Source organism: Variovorax sp. OK605 (assembly GCF_900115445.1).
Taxonomy (GTDB): domain Bacteria; phylum Pseudomonadota; class Gammaproteobacteria; order Burkholderiales; family Burkholderiaceae_C; genus Variovorax.
In genome coordinates, this window is sequence record NZ_FOWL01000006.1 from 396198 (window position 1) to 412442 (window position 16245).

The following is a 16245-nucleotide window of genomic DNA, read 5'->3' on the forward strand; positions in this document are numbered from 1 at the left end:
TCAGCTCAGCACCACGCTGCTCAGGCGGCGGCGGTACGTGGCCACGACCGGATCGTCCGGCGGGATCTGGCCGTCGGCCACCTTGATCTTCGGCGGCTCGATCACGTCGAGGATCGCGATGTAGGTCTTGCGGGCGAGCTCTTCGCTCCAGGCCTTGTCGCGCATCAGGATGTCGAGCAGCTCGTCCATGGCGTCGGTCCAGCGCTGCGCGGCCATCAGCAGGCGGGCGCGGGCGAAGCGGGCGTCGAAGTCGCGCTTGTTGGCGGCAATCTTGGCGTCGAAATCGGCCAACGCGGGCGCCGCACCTGCGTGGGGTGCTGCGAAATCGATAGCATCCATCCAGCGCTGCAGCGCGTCGAAGCGGCGCACCAGCGTGGTCTTGGCGATCACCGGCGCAAAGGCGACCTTGGCGTCGTCGACGCGGCCTTCCTGCAACAGCAGCTTGATGTAGTCGAAGCGGGCGTCGTCGTTGGCCGGGTCGGTGGCCACGGCGTGCTGCAGCTTCTCGAGCGCGCCCAGGGTGTCGCCCTCGGCCAGCGCTTCCTGCGCCGCGGCTTCCTCGGAGGCCGCCTCGGCCTCGTCGGCGCCGGGCACGTGCTTGTCGAGGAACTCGCGGATCTTCTCGGCCGGAATGGCGCCGACGAAGCCGTCGACCGGCTGGCCGTCCTTGAACATCACGCAGAACGGGATGCTGCGCACGCCGAACATCTCGGAGAGCTGCGACGAGATCTGCGGCACCTTGTCGGCGTCGAGCTTGGCCAGCGTGAAGCGCCCGGCGTACTCGACCTCGAGCTTTTCGAGCACCGGGCCGAGCTGCTTGCAGGGGCCGCACCATTCGGCCCAGATGTCCAGCAGCACCGGCGCGCCGACGGAGCCTTCGATCAGTTCGGCCTGGAAATTTTCGAGAGTGATGTCGATCATCGGAACCAACTGAGGGTGAAACGTAAAATTGAAACCATGAACGAAACCATTCAGGTCGGTGTAGTGATGGGCTCGAGCTCCGATTGGGAGACGATGCGCAACGCGGTCGAGATTCTCCAGCAATTCGGAATCAGCCACGAAGCAAAGGTGGTCTCGGCCCACCGGATGCCCGATGCGCTCTTTGCGTATGCCGAAAGCGCCGCCGGGCGCGGGCTCGCCGCGATCATCGCGGGCGCGGGGGGCGCGGCCCACCTGCCGGGCATGCTGGCGTCCAAGACCACGGTGCCGGTGCTCGGCGTACCGGTGGCCAGCCGGCACCTGCAGGGCGTCGATTCGCTCTACAGCATCGTGCAGATGCCCAAGGGCGTGCCGGTGGCCACCTTCGCCATCGGCAGCGCGGGCGCGGCCAACGCGGCGCTGTTCGCGGTGTCCATGCTGGCGGTGAACGACCCGGCGCTGCGCGCCAGGCTCGACGCCTTCCGCACGGCGCAGACCGCCGCCGCCGAGGCCATGACGCTGCCGCCGGCCCCGGCCGGCGACGCTGCGCCGGCGTCTCCCGTGCCTCCCGCGCCCCCCGTCTCTCCTTTCTCGCCGCAAGGCGGAGGTGCCCTGTGAGCAAGAACGCTGACCTGCCCATCCTTCCGGGCGCCACGCTCGGCGTGCTCGGCGGCGGCCAGCTGGGGCGCATGTTCGTCCACGCGGCCCAGCGCATGGGCTATTTCACGGCGGTGCTCGACCCCGACGCCGACAGCCCCGCCGGCCGCGTGAGCCACCACCACATCCACACCGACTACAGCGACATCGACGGCCTGGCCCGCCTGGCCGGCCTGGCCGACGCGGTCACGACCGAGTTCGAGAACGTGCCCGCGCCCTCGCTGGAGCACCTGGCGGTCGCCCGCCCGGTGTCGCCCGCCGCGCCGGCCATCGCCATCGCGCAGGACCGCATCGCCGAGAAGGCGCACTTCACGCGCTGCGGCGTGCCCTGCGCGCCCTACGCGGCCATCGAGACCGCGGCGCAGCTCGCCGCCGTCGACGACCACCTGCTGCCCGGCATCCTGAAGACGGCCCGCCTGGGCTACGACGGCAAGGGCCAGCAGCGCGTGAAGACGCGCGCCGAGCTGGTCGAGGCCTGGCAGGCCACGGGCTGCGTGCCCTGCGTGCTCGAGAAGATGCTGCCGCTCGAGTTCGAGTGCTCGGTGATCGTGGCGCGCGGCCGCGACGGGCAGATCGTGCATTTCCCGCCGCAGCGCAACCTGCACCGCGACGGCATCCTGGCCGTGACCGAGGTGCATGCGCAGAACATGCCCAAGACGGTGGCGCAGGGCGCCATCAATTCGGCCAGGAGCATCGCCAACGGCCTGGGCTACGTGGGCGTGCTGTGCGTGGAGTTCTTCGCGCTGGCCGACGGCTCGCTGGTGGTCAACGAGATGGCGCCGCGCCCGCACAACAGCGGCCACTACACGATGGAAGCCTGTGACGTGTCGCAGTTCGAGCTGCAGGTGCGCACGCTCGCCGGCCTGCCGCTGGCCGCGCCGCGCCAGCACAGCCCCGCGATCATGCTCAACCTGATGGGCGACCTGTGGTTCCCCGAGGCGGATGGCGCAGGCGATGGCAGCAAGGCCGACAAGCCTGCCACGCCCGTGACGCCCGTGACGCCGCGCTGGAGCGAGGTGCTCGCGTTGCCCGGCGCCCACCTGCACCTCTACGGAAAGATGGACCCGCGGCGCGCCCGCAAGATGGGCCACCTGACCTTCACCGGCCCCACGCTCGAAGCCGTGCGCGCCACCGCCTCGCAGGCCGCGCTGCTGCTGGGCCTGCCGGCGGTGACCGGCGCCGGCATCGCATGATCCTGGACGGCCGGTCGCCCGAGGGCATTGCCGAGGCCGCGCGCGTGCTGCGCGCGGGCGGGCTGGTCGCCTTCGCGACCGAAACCGTCTACGGACTGGGCGCCGACGCGACCAGTGACACGGCCGTGGCCGGCATCTTCGAGGCCAAGGGCCGGCCGGCGGACCATCCGCTGATCGTCCACGTGGCGGCCGGCACCAAGGGCACCGAGGCGCTCTCGCGCTTCGCGCAGCCGCTGCCGCCGTTCGCGCAGAAGCTGGTGCAGGCTTTCTGGCCCGGCCCGCTCACCCTGATCGTCACGCGCCAACCCGGCGTGGGCGCGGCCGCGGCCGGCGGGCAGGACACCATCGGCCTGCGCTGCCCCTCGCACCCGGTGGCGCAGGCGCTGCTGGAGGCCTGCGCCGAACAGGGCGTGCCGGGCGTCGCGGGGCCCAGCGCCAACCGCTTCGGCCGCGTCAGCCCGACCACGGCGCAGCATGTGTTCGAAGAGTTCGGCGAGGCCGTCCCGGTGCTCGACGGCGGTGCCTGCGAGGTGGGCATCGAGTCGACCATCGTCGACTGCAGCCGCGGCGCGCCGGTGCTGCTGCGCCCGGGCGCCATCACGCGCGCGCAGATCGAGGCCGCCTGCGGCGAAAAGCTCAGCGGCCGCGAGATGCTCGAGACGCCCGACCCGCGCGCCTCGGGCACGCTGGAGGCGCACTACGCGCCCAACGCCAAGGTGCGCCTGATGGACGCCAAGGCGATCCAGACCGGGCTCGACGTGCTCGGCGCCAACGCCGCGCACATTGCCGTGTGGACCCGCACCGCGGTCCGCACGCGCTCGCAGCGCCTGGTGCTGCGGCGCATGCCCGACGACGCGGCGGCCGGCGCGCAGCAGCTCTTCGCGGTGCTGCGCGAGTTCGACGCGCAGGGCGTCAAGCTGATCTGGGTCGAGACACCGCCTGAAGCGCCCGAGTGGGAAGGCGTGAAAGACCGCCTGCAGCGCGCCTCGGCGGCCTGATTCCGCGCGCCGGGTGGGGCCTGGTCAGCCCCCCGCCGCCAACACGCCCTGGAAGAACCCGCGCGCCGACGCCAGGCAGAACGGCGGCGCCAGCGTGCCGTGGTACGCCAGCGTGACCGCCTGCGCCTTGTCCGCCGCGCTGCCCGAGGTGCCCTGCGCCAGCAGGTCCTTGGCCTGCGCGAAGCCCGCGCGGGCGTTCGAGTAGGCGTCGATCGCGGCCGAATCCTCCAGGTCGACCACCGTCAGCGCGCTGGCCGGCACGCCCTTGGCCCTGAAGTAGCCGGAGGTGGCGCGGGTGCTGATGAAGTTCACGGTCGGGTCGTTCGCGCCGCCGCACATCAGCATCGGCCGGGTCGGCACCCAGTTGCGCAGGTCGTTCGCCACGGCCGCCTTCCGGAAGCCCGTGGACGGCGCGCAGTTCAGCGGCGTGGCCGTGCTCAGCGAGGCCGCCGTGGGCGGCAGCGCATTGCCGGGGCAGGGGTTCGACTGGATGTCGGTGGCCGCCTGCGTCAGGAAGCTCTGGCGGATCAGGTTGTTGGCGCCGTAGAAGATCGCCAGCTGGCTGTTGACCGGCCCCGGCGTGGCGTTCGCCGGGAACAGCGCCAGCTGCGGCAGCTTGCCGGAGCTGAACAGCGTGTCGGGCGTCAGGCTCGGCAGCAGCGTGTCGATGCCGTTCGCGTACTGCGACTCGTAGATGTCGGTGGTCGCGTTGTAGACGTTGCCGAACTGCTGCTGCCAGCTGGTCGACAGCAGCGGCACGAACAGCGTGGCGCCCAGCGCCGGCCAGCCCTGGTAGGTGTAGTCGGTCAGCAGGCTGATGGCCGAGGGCGCCGACAGGGGCGCCGAGGCCGTCACCGCCTTGCCCGTGGCCTGCATCTCGCGGTGCGCCGCCATGGCCACGTAGCCGCCCTGCGAATAGCCGGTGATGAACAGCGAGCCGGCGTCGTTCGCGCCGATGTTCGAGAAGGTCTTGCGCGCGGCGGTGAGCGCGTCGACCATGTCCTTGCCCTGCTGGTCGCCGTCCAGGTACGGGTGGTAGGGCAGCGTCGACTTGTCGTAGCCCGCGTAGTTGGGCGCCACCACGATGTAGCCCTGCGCCGCGAACATGGCCGCGACCAGCAGGCCCTCGCCGGCGGCCGCCTGCGTGGCGTCGGTCCATTTCGCGAGGTTGTAGTTGCGCGCCGCCGTGGTGCCGTGGGCGTACAGCACCACCGGGCGCTGGCCGCCGCAGGCCACGTCGCTGCCCGTGGGCACCATGATCGCGGCGGTGGCGTTGGTGGCCTCGTTCTTCGCGCCGATGGTGCGGTACTCGAGCGAGCGCAGGGTGACGCCGCACTTGGGCGTGCCCGCGATCTGCAGCAGCGTCTTGCCCTGCGCGCTGCCCTGCAGGCTGGCGTTGAACTGGTCGGCCGTGAGACTGGCGGTCTGCTCCGGCGGGTTGGTGACGACCGAGCCGCGCCCCGTGTCGGCCACCGGCGGCGGAAAGCCCACCCCGATGCCGCCCCCACCCCCGCCGCCCCCTCCGCCGCAGGCCGCGAGCAGCACCGTGGTGCCCGCGAGGGCCGCGAGTGAAACGGGCCTGTTCAGCCGTGTTCGCTGGATGGAGGAAGCTTGTGTTTTTTGCACGGGGTGTCTCCTGCGTCGGGTTGGAATCTGGAATCGAACGAGCGTCCGATTCTGTTCAGCCGGGCAGTCCCACGCAATCGGTGTTCGCCTACAGAACGCTTGCCGTGCGAGCCATGGGGTGGCGCGCGGACGCCGCTCAGTTGTCCTGCGAGGCCCAGTCGACCAGCGCGTCGAACGCCGCGCGCGCCGCGCCCGCGTTCTCGCCGTTGGCAATGGCCACCAGCACGTAGCGCCGGCCGCTGGCGCCGTCCACGAAGCCGGCCACGCCCGAGGCGTCGCGCAGCGTGCCCGTCTTCAGGTGGGCCGAGCCGCCCGAGCGCAGCGTGCGCCGCTTGAGCGTGCCGTCCACGCCCATGGCGGGCAGCGAAGACATCAGCTCGGGCATGACCGGCGAGCGCCAGGCCACCTGCAGCATCTTGCCCAGCGCCGCGGCGCTGATGCGCTCGTCGCGCGACAGGCCCGAGCCGTTCTCGAACACCGGCTGCGCCTCGCCCGTGCCGATGCGGTCTTTCCACCACTGGCCCAGCGCGGTGCGCGAGGCCTCGAAGGTGCCGCGGTTCTTCTGCGTGAGCCCGATCGTGAGGAACAGCTGCTGCGCCATCACGTTGTTGCTGTACTTGTTGATGTCGCGGATCACCTCGGCCAGCGGCGGCGACTCGAACTCGAACGCCGGCTTCAGCCCCGCCGGCACGCGGCCTTCGCGCATCTGGCCGCCCACGCGCCCGCCCATCTCGGCCCACATGCCGCCGATGGCGCGCATGGCGTAGGTGCGCGGGTCGCCGTAGGCCACGGCCCAGCTCTTCTCGCCGCAGGCGGTGGGGAAGCCGCCGTTGAAGCGGATGCGGTTCACGTCGGTGAAGTCGGCGCGCAGGCCGGTGCGCCAGTCGCCGCACTCGCCGGGCACCATCGGCACGGTGGCCGGCATGGCCACGCTGGCCAGCGGGGGCTCGTAGCTCACCCGCGCGATCTGGCCGGCGCGGTCGGGCGCGAAGGTCATGTTGACCGACTTGAAGTTCACCAGCAGCGCGTCGGGCGAGGCGTTGTAGGGGCGCAGCGGCTCGCCGTCGAAGGCGCCCGGGTCGCCCTCGACCGTGGTCTCGAAGGCGCTGCGGTCGATCACGATGTCGCCGCTCACCGTGGTGATGCCCAGGCCCTGCACGTGGCGCAGCAGCAGCCACACGCGCTCCAGCACCAGCTTGGGGTCGCCCTGGCCCTTGATGTACAGGTTGCCGTTGAGCACGCCGTTGGCCACCGTGCCCTCGACGTACACCGGCGTGGTCCAGTTGTAGGCGGCGCCCAGCATGTCGAGCGCGGCGTAGGTGGTGACCAGCTTCATGATCGACGCCGGGTTCACCGGCACCTGCGTGCGCCACGCCAGGCGCGGCTGGCGCGTGCCGTCGGCTTCGGCCACCAGCATGGTGACCGACTCGCGCGGCACCTTGGCGCGGGCGAGGGCGGCGTCGACCTGGGTGGGGAGGGCTTGCTGGGCGAAAGCGCCGGCCGAGGCCAGCGTGAAGAGAGTCAGTGCGCAGGCGGCGCGGCGGAAGGCAAAAGGCATCCGCCCATTATCCCGACGCGAATTCCCGACGCGAATGACGAGAGGCATTACGGCGCGAACACGTGCAGCTTCGCGTGGTACAGCAGCATCACCGTCTTGGCGTCGGCGATGCGCCCGTCGGCCACCATGGCCAGCGCCTCGCCGATGCCGAGCTCCAGCACCTCGATGTCCTCGCCTTCCTCGGCCAGCCCGCCGCCCGCGCCGATGCGCATCGAGGGCTCGTAGGGCGCCACGAAGAAGTGCAGCTTCTCGGTGACGGAGCCCGGGCTCATGAAGCACTCGAAGATCTTCTGCACGCCGCCGAGCCGGTAGCCCAGCTCTTCCTCGACCTCGGCGCGAATGCGTTCCTCGGGCGCCGCGTCGTCCAGCAGGCCGGCGGCCGCTTCGATCAGCAGCTCGTCGTGCCCGTTGACGAAGGCCGGGTAGCGGAACTGCCGCGTCAGCAGCACGCTGCGCTGCGCGAGGTTGTACGGCAGCAGCGCGGCGCCGTTGCCGCGGTCGTAGGTCTCGCGGTGCATGCGCTGCCACTGGCCGTCGTTGCGCCGCCAGTCGAAGGCGGTGGTGCGCAGCGTGTACCAGTGGTCGGAAAGCAGGGTGACTTCGTGCACCCGGACGCGGTCTTGCAAGGTCATGGCGGCGAGCATATGTGCATGTTCGTGCAATAACAAGAAAATTCGTGCAATCAAGCGCGCAGGCCGATACCATCGCCCGATGCTCACCCGCCAGCGCAAGCAACACATCCTCTCGGTGCTCCAGCGCGACGGCAACGTCGTGGCGAAGGCGCTCAGCGACGAACTCGGCCTGTCGGAAGACACCATCCGGCGCGACCTGCGCGAGCTGGCGGCCGAAGGCCTGCTGCAGCGCGTGCACGGCGGCGCGCTGCCGATGGCCGCGGCCGAGGCCGACTTCGCGGGCCGCCAGCAGCTGGCGCCGGGCGAGAAGGTGGCCATCGGCCGTGCCGCGGCGCGCATGGTGAAGCCGGGGCAGGTGGTGTTCATCGACGGCGGCACCACCGCCGTGCAGCTCGCGCGCCACCTGCCGCGCGCGCTGCGGGCCACGGTGGTCACGCACAGCCCGTCGGTGGCCACCGAGCTGGCGGCGCACGCCGGCGTCGAGGTGGTGCTGATCGGCGGGCGGCTCTTCAGGCATTCGATGGTGGCGGTCGGCGCGGCGGCCATGGCGGCCATTGCGCGCATCCATGCCGACACCTACTTCATGGGCGTCACCGGCGTCCACGCCGAGGCGGGGCTGACCACGGGCGACCTGGAAGAGGCCGAGATCAAGCGCGCGCTGATGGCCGCGGCGGCCGAGACGGTGGTGCTGGCGTCGTCCGAAAAGCTGGGCGCGGCCTCGGCCTGGGTGGTCAACCCGGTGGGCGCGGCCGCGAGCCTGCTGGTGTCGCCGGACGCGCCGGCCAAGGCGCTGGCGCCGCTGCGCAAGGCGGGGCTGGCCATCCTGCGGGCCGAACCTGAAGGCGCGGCCGGCTGATTCGCCCGCCGCCGGCGCGGCCGGTGGGCGGCCTCGATAATGCCGGGATGCCCGCCGCGTCCCCGACGATTTCCCCACCGCCTTCGCCTTTGCTGTCTCCGCGCATGCTCGGCATCGGCGCGGCCGTCGTCACCGTGCTGGTGTGGACCGCCTTCATCGTCATCGCGCGCGCCTCGGCCGGCCGCTCGCTCACCCCGTTCGACCTGGCCTGCGCGCGCATCTGCGGCGCCAGCCTGGTGCTGGTGCCGTGGGGCGCGTGGCTGGTCATGAAGGGCCGGCGCGCAGCCCGGCAAGGGCAGGCGGGCGCCGCGGTGTCCTCGTTCTTCGGCCTGTCGCCGCTGTCGCTGCGCGTCACCGCGGCGGCGGGCATCTTCGGCGGCGTGGCCTATGCCATGGCGGCCTACAGCGGTTTCTTCTTCGCGCCGGCCGGCCATGCCTCGGTGCTGATGCCCGGCAGCCTGCCGCTGTGGACCACGCTGCTGGCCGCGCTGGTGCTGCGCGAGCGCATCACGCCGATGCGCGCGCTCGGCCTGGCGATGATCGTGGCGGGCGACCTGGTGGTCGGCGGGCGCAGCCTGCTGCACGCCTTCGAAGGCGGCGAGGTGTGGAAGGGCGACCTGCTCTTCATGGCCGCCGCCTTCTGCTGGGCCTGCTACAGCGTGGTGGCGCGCCGCCACGGCCTGGACGCCGTGCGCGCGACCATCGCCATCACCGTGTTCGCGCTGATGACCTACGTGCCGGTGTACGCGCTGCTCGTGGCCGGCGGGCAGGTGGCGAGCCACCTGGGCACCGCGCCGTGGCGCGAGGTGGCGTTCCAGATGGCCTTCCAGGGCGGCGGCTCGGTGGTGATCTCGGGCATCACCTTCACCCGGATGGTCCAGCACTTCGGCCCGGTGCGCACCACCATGATCACGGCGCTGGTGCCCGGCCTGTCGGCCTTCGGCGCGGTGATCTGGCTGGGCGAGCCGCTCTACTGGAACCTGGTCGCCGGGCTGCTGCTGGTCACGGCCGGCATCCTGTTCGGCGTGCAGAAAAGCGCACCGGCGCGTGCGCTTCCCCTTGTTCCCCTTGCTTCTTCTTCCGCCCCCGTCATGGGGCGCCCCACCAATGTCTAAGCTGCTGGCTTTCGATACGAGCACCGAACACCTGTCGGTGGCGGTGCGCCACGGCGAGCAGGTGCTCGCCCACCACGGCGCGGGCGGCGCCCAGGCCTCGGCCACGCTGCTGCCGCTGATCCAGCAACTGCTGCGCGACGCGGGGCTCGCGCTGTCCGGGCTCGACGCCATCGTCTTCGGCCGCGGGCCGGGCTCGTTCACCGGCCTGCGCACCGCCTGCTCCGTGGCGCAGGGCCTGGCCTTCGGCGCCAACGTGCCGCTGCTGCCGGTCGACACGCTGCTGGCCGTTGCCGAGGAGGCGCGCCATGTGTCCGGCGCGCAACAGCTGGTGGCCGTGCTGGACGCCCGCATGGACCAGGTCTACGCCGCGCGCTACGACTTCGCTGCCCACGGCCCGCTGGGCGGCGACGACGAGCCCCTGCTGCTGTCGCCCGAAGCCCTCGAAGTGCCCGCCGGCTGGGCGCTGGCGGGCAATGCCTTCGCCGCCTACGGCCCTCGCCTGGCCGCCACCGGCGCGCGCCACGAGGTGCTGCCGGGCGCCGAGGCCATGCTGCGGCTGGCCCCGGCGCTGCTTGCCGCCGGTCGGACCGTGCCCGCGGCGCAGGCCTGGCCGCTCTATGTTCGCGATAAAGTGGCGCAAACCACGGAAGAACGCGCCGCCATCAAGGCGGCGGCCGCCGCTTCCGCCACCTGATTCCAGCCGCATGAGCGCCGTCCTCCAGCCCGTCGAAGCCCGCCTCGAACCGCTCACCGTCGAGCGGATCGATGCGGTCTGCGCGGTCGAGCTGACGGCCTACAGCCACCCCTGGACGCGCGCCAACTTCACCGATTCCATGGCCGTGGGCTACCACTGCCAGTGCCTGCTGGCACCCGGCCCGGCGCCGGGCGTCGTGTCGCCGGTCACCGAACTGGGCGAGACGCTGATCGGCTATTTCGTCGCCATGAAGGGCGTCGACGAGGTGCACCTGCTGAACATCACCGTGGCGCCGGCGTTCCAGCGCCAGGGCTGGGCGCCGCTCATGCTCGAGGCGCTGGGCGGCTGGTCGCGCGCCGAGGGCGCGCAGTGGCTCTGGCTCGAAGTGCGCCAGAGCAACCAGCGCGCGCTGGACATCTATTTGCGCCAGGGCTTTCGCAGCGTCGGCGTGCGCAAGGGCTACTACCCGGCGCACGACAACAAGCGCGAGGACGCCGTGGTCATGAGCCTGCGATTGAATGAAACAGGCACCGCCTGGGGAGCCTTGCGATGAGCGCGGTGCAGACATTGAAACTCGACGCACGCCAGCGCGCGATGCTCGACGAGATGGGTGTGAAGGTCTGGTGGCCGGTGCCCGAGGTTGCGGAAGTCGCGGAAGTTGCGGAGCTGGCGCCTGTCGCTGCTGTCGCTGTCGCTCCTGAAACAGTAGCGCCATACACAGAACCGGCGCCCGTGAGCGAGCGATTCGAGGCCGAAAGGCCGGTCGCCGCGCCGGCCCCCGTGGCCCGGCCGGTGGTGGCCCCCACGCCGGCCCCGGCGCCGCGGCCCGCGGCCGCGCCGCTGTCCCAAGGCGCCGCCGTGCTGGTCGACGACCCGTGCCGCCTGTACGCCGGTGCCGCCGAAGATGGCGCCGTGCAGGGCGGCTGGCTGGTCATCGCCGACATGCCCCCCGAGCCCGACGGCCGCCACGGCGAGCCCTTCGAGGGCGACGCCGGCCGCCTGCTCGACAACATGCTGCGCGCCCTGAAGCTGCACGACGGCAAGACGCCCGTGCACCTGCTGCGCACCCACCGCGGCGTGGCCGCCGGCCAGCCCGGCAGCCCGCGCCCGATGAGCGAGGCCTTCGACACGCACGCGGCGGCGCTCGCCCCGCGCGTCGTGCTGGCCATGGGCCCGCTGGCCGCGCAAAGCCTGATGCAAAGCGGCGACCCGCTGGGCAAGCTGCGCGGCCGCGTCGTGCCGCTGGCCGCGGCCGGCGGGGCGCCCGTGGTGGCCACGTACCACCCGGCGTACCTGCTGCGCAACCCGGCCGACAAGGCACGCGCCTGGGCCGACCTGTGCCTGGCCGCCGAGCAGCACACGCCCACGCCGGGCTGACCGCCTGAAACAGGGCTGGAACAGGGGCTGGAAGCGGGCCGCCTAAAATCCCGCCCCATGACTTTCCTCGACAAGCTGGCCGCCGCGCAGCAAAAAAACGGTTCGTTGCTCTGCGTGGGGCTCGATCCAGAGCCAGCCAAATTCCCGGGGCAGCTCAAGGGCGACGCCAGCCGCATCTATGACTTCTGCGCGCGCATCGTCGACGCGACGGCCGACCTGGTCATCGCCTTCAAGCCGCAGATTGCCTACTTCGCCGCCCACCGCGCCGAAGCCCAGCTCGAGCAGCTCATGGAGCACCTGCGCCGCAACGCGCCCCACGTGCCCGTGATCCTGGACGCCAAGCGCGGCGACATCGGCTCCACCGCCGAGCAGTACGCGCTGGAAGCCTTCGAGCGCTACGGCGCCGACGCGGTCACGTTGTCGCCCTTCATGGGCTTCGACTCGGTGGCGCCTTACCTCAAGCACGAGGGCAAGGGCGCCTTCCTGCTGTGCCGCACCAGCAACCCCGGCGGCTCCGACCTGCAGGGCCAGCGCCTGGCGGACGTCGAGGGCCAGCCTTTCCTGTACGAGCACGTCGCGAAGCTGGCGCAGGGCCCGTGGAACCTCAACGGCCAGTTAGGGCTGGTGGTGGGCGCGACCTACCCGGCGGAAATCGAGCGCGTGCGCGAACTCGCGCCGACGGTGCCGCTGCTGATTCCGGGCGTCGGCGCACAGGGCGGCGACGCGGTGGCGACGGTGCGCGCAGGCTGGCGTGCCGACGCGCCGATCATCGTGAACTCGTCGCGCGCGATCATCTACGCGTCGTCGGGCGAAGACTTCGCCGAAGCCGCGAAGAACGCCGCGCGCACCACGCGCGACGCGCTGGAAGCCGCCAAGGCCTGAACCTTCAGGCCTAGGCTCGACGCAGCCGGGTGAACAGCTCGAACTCCCAGTTGCGCATGCCCAGCAGCAGCGTGTAGCCCTCGCGGTCCTTGGCCGACAGCTTCTGGTCGGTCTGGTGCTGCTGCGCAAAGTCCTGCGCCACGCGCTGCAGGCGCTCCAGGAAGGCCGGCGCCAGCGAACGGCTGATCGAGCCGTGCACCAGCAGCAGACCTTCGGCCGGGCCGTCGAAGCCGCCGCGGTAGTAGTCGAGCACCACGTTCTCGCGGAAGAACTCCATCACCGGGCCGTGCGGGCGCCAGCGGAAGGTCTTGGCCAGCTTCAGGCGGTACCGGTTCAGCGGGCGCAGCTCGATGATGCCGATGCGGTCCAGCTGCGCCAGGCAGCCGATGCACTCGGCCTCGCTGATGCGGTAGGCCGTCACGATCTGCTCCAGCGTCCACTGGCTCAGCACGCTGATGGCCACCAGCAGCAGCTTCTTGTCCTTCACCACGGCCTTTTCCTGCTCGTGCGTCAGCTCCTTCAGCAGCGGCTGGGCGTCGGCCACGCGGCGGGCCAGCTCGGCAAAGTCGATCTTCAGCGCCCGGCAGATGGCGTCCACGCGCGACAGCGGCATGTCGCTCTTGGCCAGCATGCGCTTCACGCTGGACTCGGCCATGTCCAGCGACCGGGCCAGGTCGGCGTAGGTCATGCGGGCGCTTTTGAGTTCGTTCTTGAGGGCTTGGACAAGGTCGACGGTGGTGCTCATGAGGGTGCAGGTCGGGCGAAGGGTATTGAAAGAAGATACCGAAGGGTGTGAATTAGTACCTCGTATCGATTCTCGATGCCTACAGGGAGGCTGGCAACCAGAATCCGCGGCTTGTTACCCCACCCACCGAGGACCGCCATGCTTCTGCCTCTTGCCAGCCGACTCAGCCGCCGCGAACGCGGACTGCTTTTCACCTTCGCGTTGCTGCTGCTGATCGGCTTCTTCGGCCCCGAGCTGCCGGCGGCCGAAGTGGCCATCGCCTCGGTGTTCGCCGACGACCGCGCCTGGCACGGCATGCCCAACGCGATGGACGTGCTGAGCAACATCCCGTTCCTGGTGATCGGCCTGTGGGGCCTGTACCGGCTCAACCGCATCGACCGCTCGCACCAGCAGGCGCTGTCGGTGTTCCCGCTGGCGCCGCCGGCCAGCGACCCGCCCGACAACACGCTGGACTGCGCCTGGCTCTTCTTCGCCGGCCTGATCGCCACCGCCGCGGGCTCGGCCTTCTTCCACCTCGTGCCCGACGGCCCCCGGCTGGCCGCCGACCGCGCCGGCATGGCGGTGGCGTTTGCCGGCCTGATCGGCGTGGCGGTGTGCGAGCGGGTGAGCCAGCGCGCCGGCTGGCCGGCCGCCTGGTTCGTGCTGACGGCTGGGCTGCTGTCGGCCGAGGTGTTCCAGGAAACCGGCAACGTCATGCCCTGGGCGCTGGTGCAGTTCGGCGGCATGGCGCTGGTGCTGACGCTGGCGCTGTCCACCCCGATGCGCAAGTCGGTCGGCCTGAAGCTGGGCTGGGTGATCTTCTTCTACGTGGTGGCCAAGGGCTTCGAGCTGGCCGACCAGCCGATCTACGAGCTGACGCAGCACACCATCTCGGGCCATTCGCTCAAGCACCTCACGGCCTCGCTGGCGGGCCTGCCCGTGGTGTTCGCGCTGCGCAAGCTCGAGATGCACTGGCAGGCCGCGCTGCGGCACAATCCGGGCGCCGCCGCCGTGGCCGCCTGAGGAGAATCCTTCGAATGACAACCCCCGCCGCTGCCGCCACACCCGTGGCTCACGAAGCGAACGCCCACGCCAACCAGTTCGCCCTCCTCAAGCAGCGGCGCTTCGCGCCTTTCTTCTGGACCCAGTTCGCGGGCGCGGCGAACGACAACCTCTTCAAGTTCGCCTTCACCGTGATGGTGACCTACCAGCTCCAGCTGAGCTGGATGTCGCCCTCCATGGCGGGGCTGGTGATCGGGGCGCTGTTCATCCTGCCGTTCCTGCTGTTCTCGGCCACGGCCGGCCAGCTCACCGACAAGTTCGACAAGACGAAGATCATCCGCTTCGTGAAGAACCTCGAGATCGCCATCATGGTGCTGGCGGCCTGGGGCTTCGTGCGGGCCGACGCGGTGGTGCTGCTGGGCTGCGTGTTCCTCATGGGGCTGCACTCCACGCTGTTCGGGCCGGTCAAGTTCGCCTACCTGCCGCAGGTGCTGGACGCGCGCGAGCTCACGGGCGGCAACGGCATGGTCGAGATGGGCACCTTCGTGGCCATCCTGCTGGGCCAGGTGGCGGGCGGGCTGCTGGTGGCGCTGCCGCAGGTCGGCCACATGAGCGTGGCCGTGGCCTGCGTGCTGCTGGCGCTGGTGGGCCGGGGCGTGGCGCAGGCCATTCCGCAGGCGCCGGCCACCGACCCCGCGCTGGTCATCAACTGGAACCCGTTCAGCGAGACCTGGCGCAACCTCAAGCTCGCGCACGGCAACGTGGTGGTGTTCCGCTCGCTGCTGGGCATCTCGTGGATGTGGTTCTTCGGCGCGGTGTTTTTGAGCCAGTTCCCCAGCTTCGCCAAGGAAGTGCTGCACGGCAACGAGCAGGTGGCCTCGCTGCTGCTGGTGGTGTTCTCGATCGGCATCGGCGTGGGCTCGCTGCTGTGCGAGACGCTGAGCCGCCGGCAGGTGGAAATCGGCCTGGTGCCGCTGGGCGCCATCGGCATGAGCGTGTTCGCGATCGACCTGTACTTTGCCTCGCGCGGCCTGCCGCAGGTGCCCGAGATGGGCATCGGCGCGTTCGTGCACCAGGGCGCGCACTGGCGCGTGATGGCCGACCTGGCGCTGCTGTCGTTGTTCGCCGGGCTGTACAGCGTGCCGATGTACGCGCTCATCCAGCTGCGCAGCCAGCCCACGCACCGCGCGCGGATCATCGCGGCCAACAACATCCTCAATGCGCTGTTCATGATCGGCAGCTCGGTCATCGCCGGCGCGCTGCTGGGCGCGGGCTTCACCATTCCGCAGATCTTCCTGTTCACCGGCATCGCCAACGCGGTGGTGGCGTTCTACATCTTCCTGCTGGTGCCCGAGTACCTGCTGCGCTTCGTGGCCTGGGTGCTGTCGCGCTTCGTCTACCGCTTCGACATCAAGGGCGACGAGCACATTCCCACCGAGGGCGCGGCCGTGCTGGTGTGCAACCACGTGAGCTTCATCGACGCGGTGCTGCTGATGGCGGCGAGCCCGCGGCCCATCCGCTTCATCATGGACCACCGCATCTTCAAGGTGCCGGTGCTGGGCTGGCTGTTCAAGCTGGCCAAGGCCATTCCCATCGCCTCGCAGAAGGACGACCCGGCCGCCTACGAGGCCGCCTTCGCCAAGGCGCTGGAGGTGCTGCGCGAGGGCGACCTGCTCGCCATCTTCCCCGAGGGCGCGATCACCCGCGACGGCGAGCTGCAGCCCTTCAAGGGCGGGGTGATGAAGATCATCGAGAGCGCGCGCGCCGAAGGCCTCGAGCCGCCGGTGATCCCGATGGCGCTGACCAACCTGTGGGGCTCGTACTTCAGCCGCATCGAGCTGCGCGGCGGCCAGAACGTGGCCATGGCCAAGCCCTTTCGCCGTGGTTTCTACAGCCGCGTGGGCCTGAACGTCGGCGGTGCCGTGCCGCCGGCCGAGGTGCAGCCCGACGTGCTGCGCCAGCGCGTGAGCGGCCTGCTCGCCGCCTGAAAGTACCGTCCTGAGATACCAGTGG

Annotated in this window: 15 protein-coding genes and 1 pseudogene; 11 read left to right on the forward strand and 5 right to left on the reverse strand. The window is 70.9% G+C overall.

The genetic code is table 11. From position 1 onward, the window contains the following. On the reverse strand, positions 1-921 hold the full coding sequence (locus tag BM013_RS18465) for a tetratricopeptide repeat protein (RefSeq protein WP_093129086.1): 921 nt from the start codon (positions 919-921) through the stop codon (positions 1-3). Positions 922-957: 36 nt separating this feature from the next. Between BM013_RS18465 and purE the strand changes: the two are divergent. The 3 genes and pseudogenes from purE to BM013_RS18480 form a co-directional block, all read left to right on the forward strand. Continuing rightward, positions 958-1455: pseudogene (gene purE / locus BM013_RS18470) on the forward strand (5-(carboxyamino)imidazole ribonucleotide mutase); the annotation flags it as partial. A gap of 77 nt (positions 1456-1532) precedes the next feature. Continuing rightward, positions 1533-2768 carry a 5-(carboxyamino)imidazole ribonucleotide synthase gene (locus BM013_RS18475; RefSeq protein WP_093129088.1) on the forward strand — a complete coding sequence of 412 codons (1236 nt, stop codon included), beginning with the start codon at positions 1533-1535 and terminating at the stop codon, positions 2766-2768. Next, positions 2765-3766, forward strand: coding sequence for an L-threonylcarbamoyladenylate synthase (locus tag BM013_RS18480; protein ID WP_093129089.1), 1002 nt, complete (start codon positions 2765-2767; stop codon positions 3764-3766). The genes BM013_RS18475 and BM013_RS18480 overlap by 4 nt, the downstream gene beginning before the upstream one ends. A 24-nt stretch (positions 3767-3790) precedes the next feature. Here the strand turns inward: BM013_RS18480 and BM013_RS18485 are convergent, their stop codons facing one another. The 3 genes from BM013_RS18485 to BM013_RS18495 all read right to left on the reverse strand — a co-directional run bounded on the left by BM013_RS18485 (position 3791) and on the right by BM013_RS18495 (position 7582). Continuing rightward, complete coding sequence (locus BM013_RS18485; RefSeq protein ID WP_093129154.1) at positions 3791-5368, reverse strand: alpha/beta hydrolase family protein; 1578 nt, start codon at positions 5366-5368, stop codon at positions 3791-3793. A gap of 160 nt (positions 5369-5528) precedes the next feature. Beyond that, positions 5529-6950 (reverse strand): D-alanyl-D-alanine carboxypeptidase/D-alanyl-D-alanine endopeptidase, encoded by a 1422-nt coding sequence (gene dacB / locus BM013_RS18490; RefSeq protein WP_093129090.1) that lies wholly within the window; start codon positions 6948-6950, stop codon positions 5529-5531. A gap of 47 nt (positions 6951-6997) precedes the next feature. Then, a complete protein-coding gene (locus BM013_RS18495; RefSeq protein WP_093129155.1) occupies positions 6998-7582 on the reverse strand; it encodes an NUDIX hydrolase in 585 nt (194 codons plus the stop codon). A gap of 79 nt (positions 7583-7661) precedes the next feature. On the opposite strand from BM013_RS18495, the gene BM013_RS18500 reads away from it, so the two are divergent. The 6 genes from BM013_RS18500 to pyrF all read left to right on the forward strand — a co-directional run bounded on the left by BM013_RS18500 (position 7662) and on the right by pyrF (position 12506). Beyond that, complete coding sequence (locus tag BM013_RS18500) at positions 7662-8438, forward strand: DeoR/GlpR family DNA-binding transcription regulator (RefSeq protein WP_093129091.1); 777 nt, start codon at positions 7662-7664, stop codon at positions 8436-8438. Between the two features lie 104 nt (positions 8439-8542). After that, the gene (locus BM013_RS18505) at positions 8543-9553 is read left to right on the forward strand and encodes a DMT family transporter (protein ID WP_256219942.1); all 1011 of its coding nucleotides are present in this window, start codon (positions 8543-8545) and stop codon (positions 9551-9553) included. After that, positions 9546-10247, forward strand: a complete 702-nt coding sequence (tsaB, locus tag BM013_RS18510) for a tRNA (adenosine(37)-N6)-threonylcarbamoyltransferase complex dimerization subunit type 1 TsaB (protein WP_093129093.1) — start codon at positions 9546-9548, stop codon at positions 10245-10247. The genes BM013_RS18505 and tsaB overlap by 8 nt, the downstream gene beginning before the upstream one ends. Before the next feature lie 10 nt (positions 10248-10257). Next, on the forward strand, positions 10258-10800 hold the full coding sequence (gene rimI / locus BM013_RS18515; RefSeq protein ID WP_093129094.1) for a ribosomal protein S18-alanine N-acetyltransferase: 543 nt from the start codon (positions 10258-10260) through the stop codon (positions 10798-10800). Continuing rightward, positions 10797-11624, forward strand: coding sequence for a uracil-DNA glycosylase family protein (locus BM013_RS18520; protein WP_093129095.1), 828 nt, complete (start codon positions 10797-10799; stop codon positions 11622-11624). Before rimI ends, BM013_RS18520 begins: the two co-directional genes overlap by 4 nt. Positions 11625-11681: 57 nt before the next feature. After that, entirely contained in the window at positions 11682-12506 is an 825-nt protein-coding gene (gene pyrF / locus BM013_RS18525; protein WP_093129096.1) for an orotidine-5'-phosphate decarboxylase, read from the forward strand. A gap of 10 nt (positions 12507-12516) precedes the next feature. Here pyrF and BM013_RS18530 read toward each other — a convergent pair whose 3' ends face one another. After that, positions 12517-13251: a helix-turn-helix domain-containing protein gene (locus tag BM013_RS18530; protein WP_093129097.1), complete on the reverse strand. Its 735-nt coding sequence runs from the start codon at positions 13249-13251 to the stop codon at positions 12517-12519. Between the two features lie 138 nt (positions 13252-13389). Here BM013_RS18530 and BM013_RS18535 point away from each other — a divergent pair, with 138 nt between their 5' ends. Then, the gene (locus BM013_RS18535) at positions 13390-14253 is read left to right on the forward strand and encodes a hypothetical protein (RefSeq protein ID WP_177225497.1); all 864 of its coding nucleotides are present in this window, start codon (positions 13390-13392) and stop codon (positions 14251-14253) included. 14 nt (positions 14254-14267) lie between these two features. Beyond that, a complete protein-coding gene (locus tag BM013_RS18540) occupies positions 14268-16220 on the forward strand; it encodes an MFS transporter (protein WP_093129098.1) in 1953 nt (650 codons plus the stop codon). Positions 16221-16245: the final 25 nt, after the last annotated feature.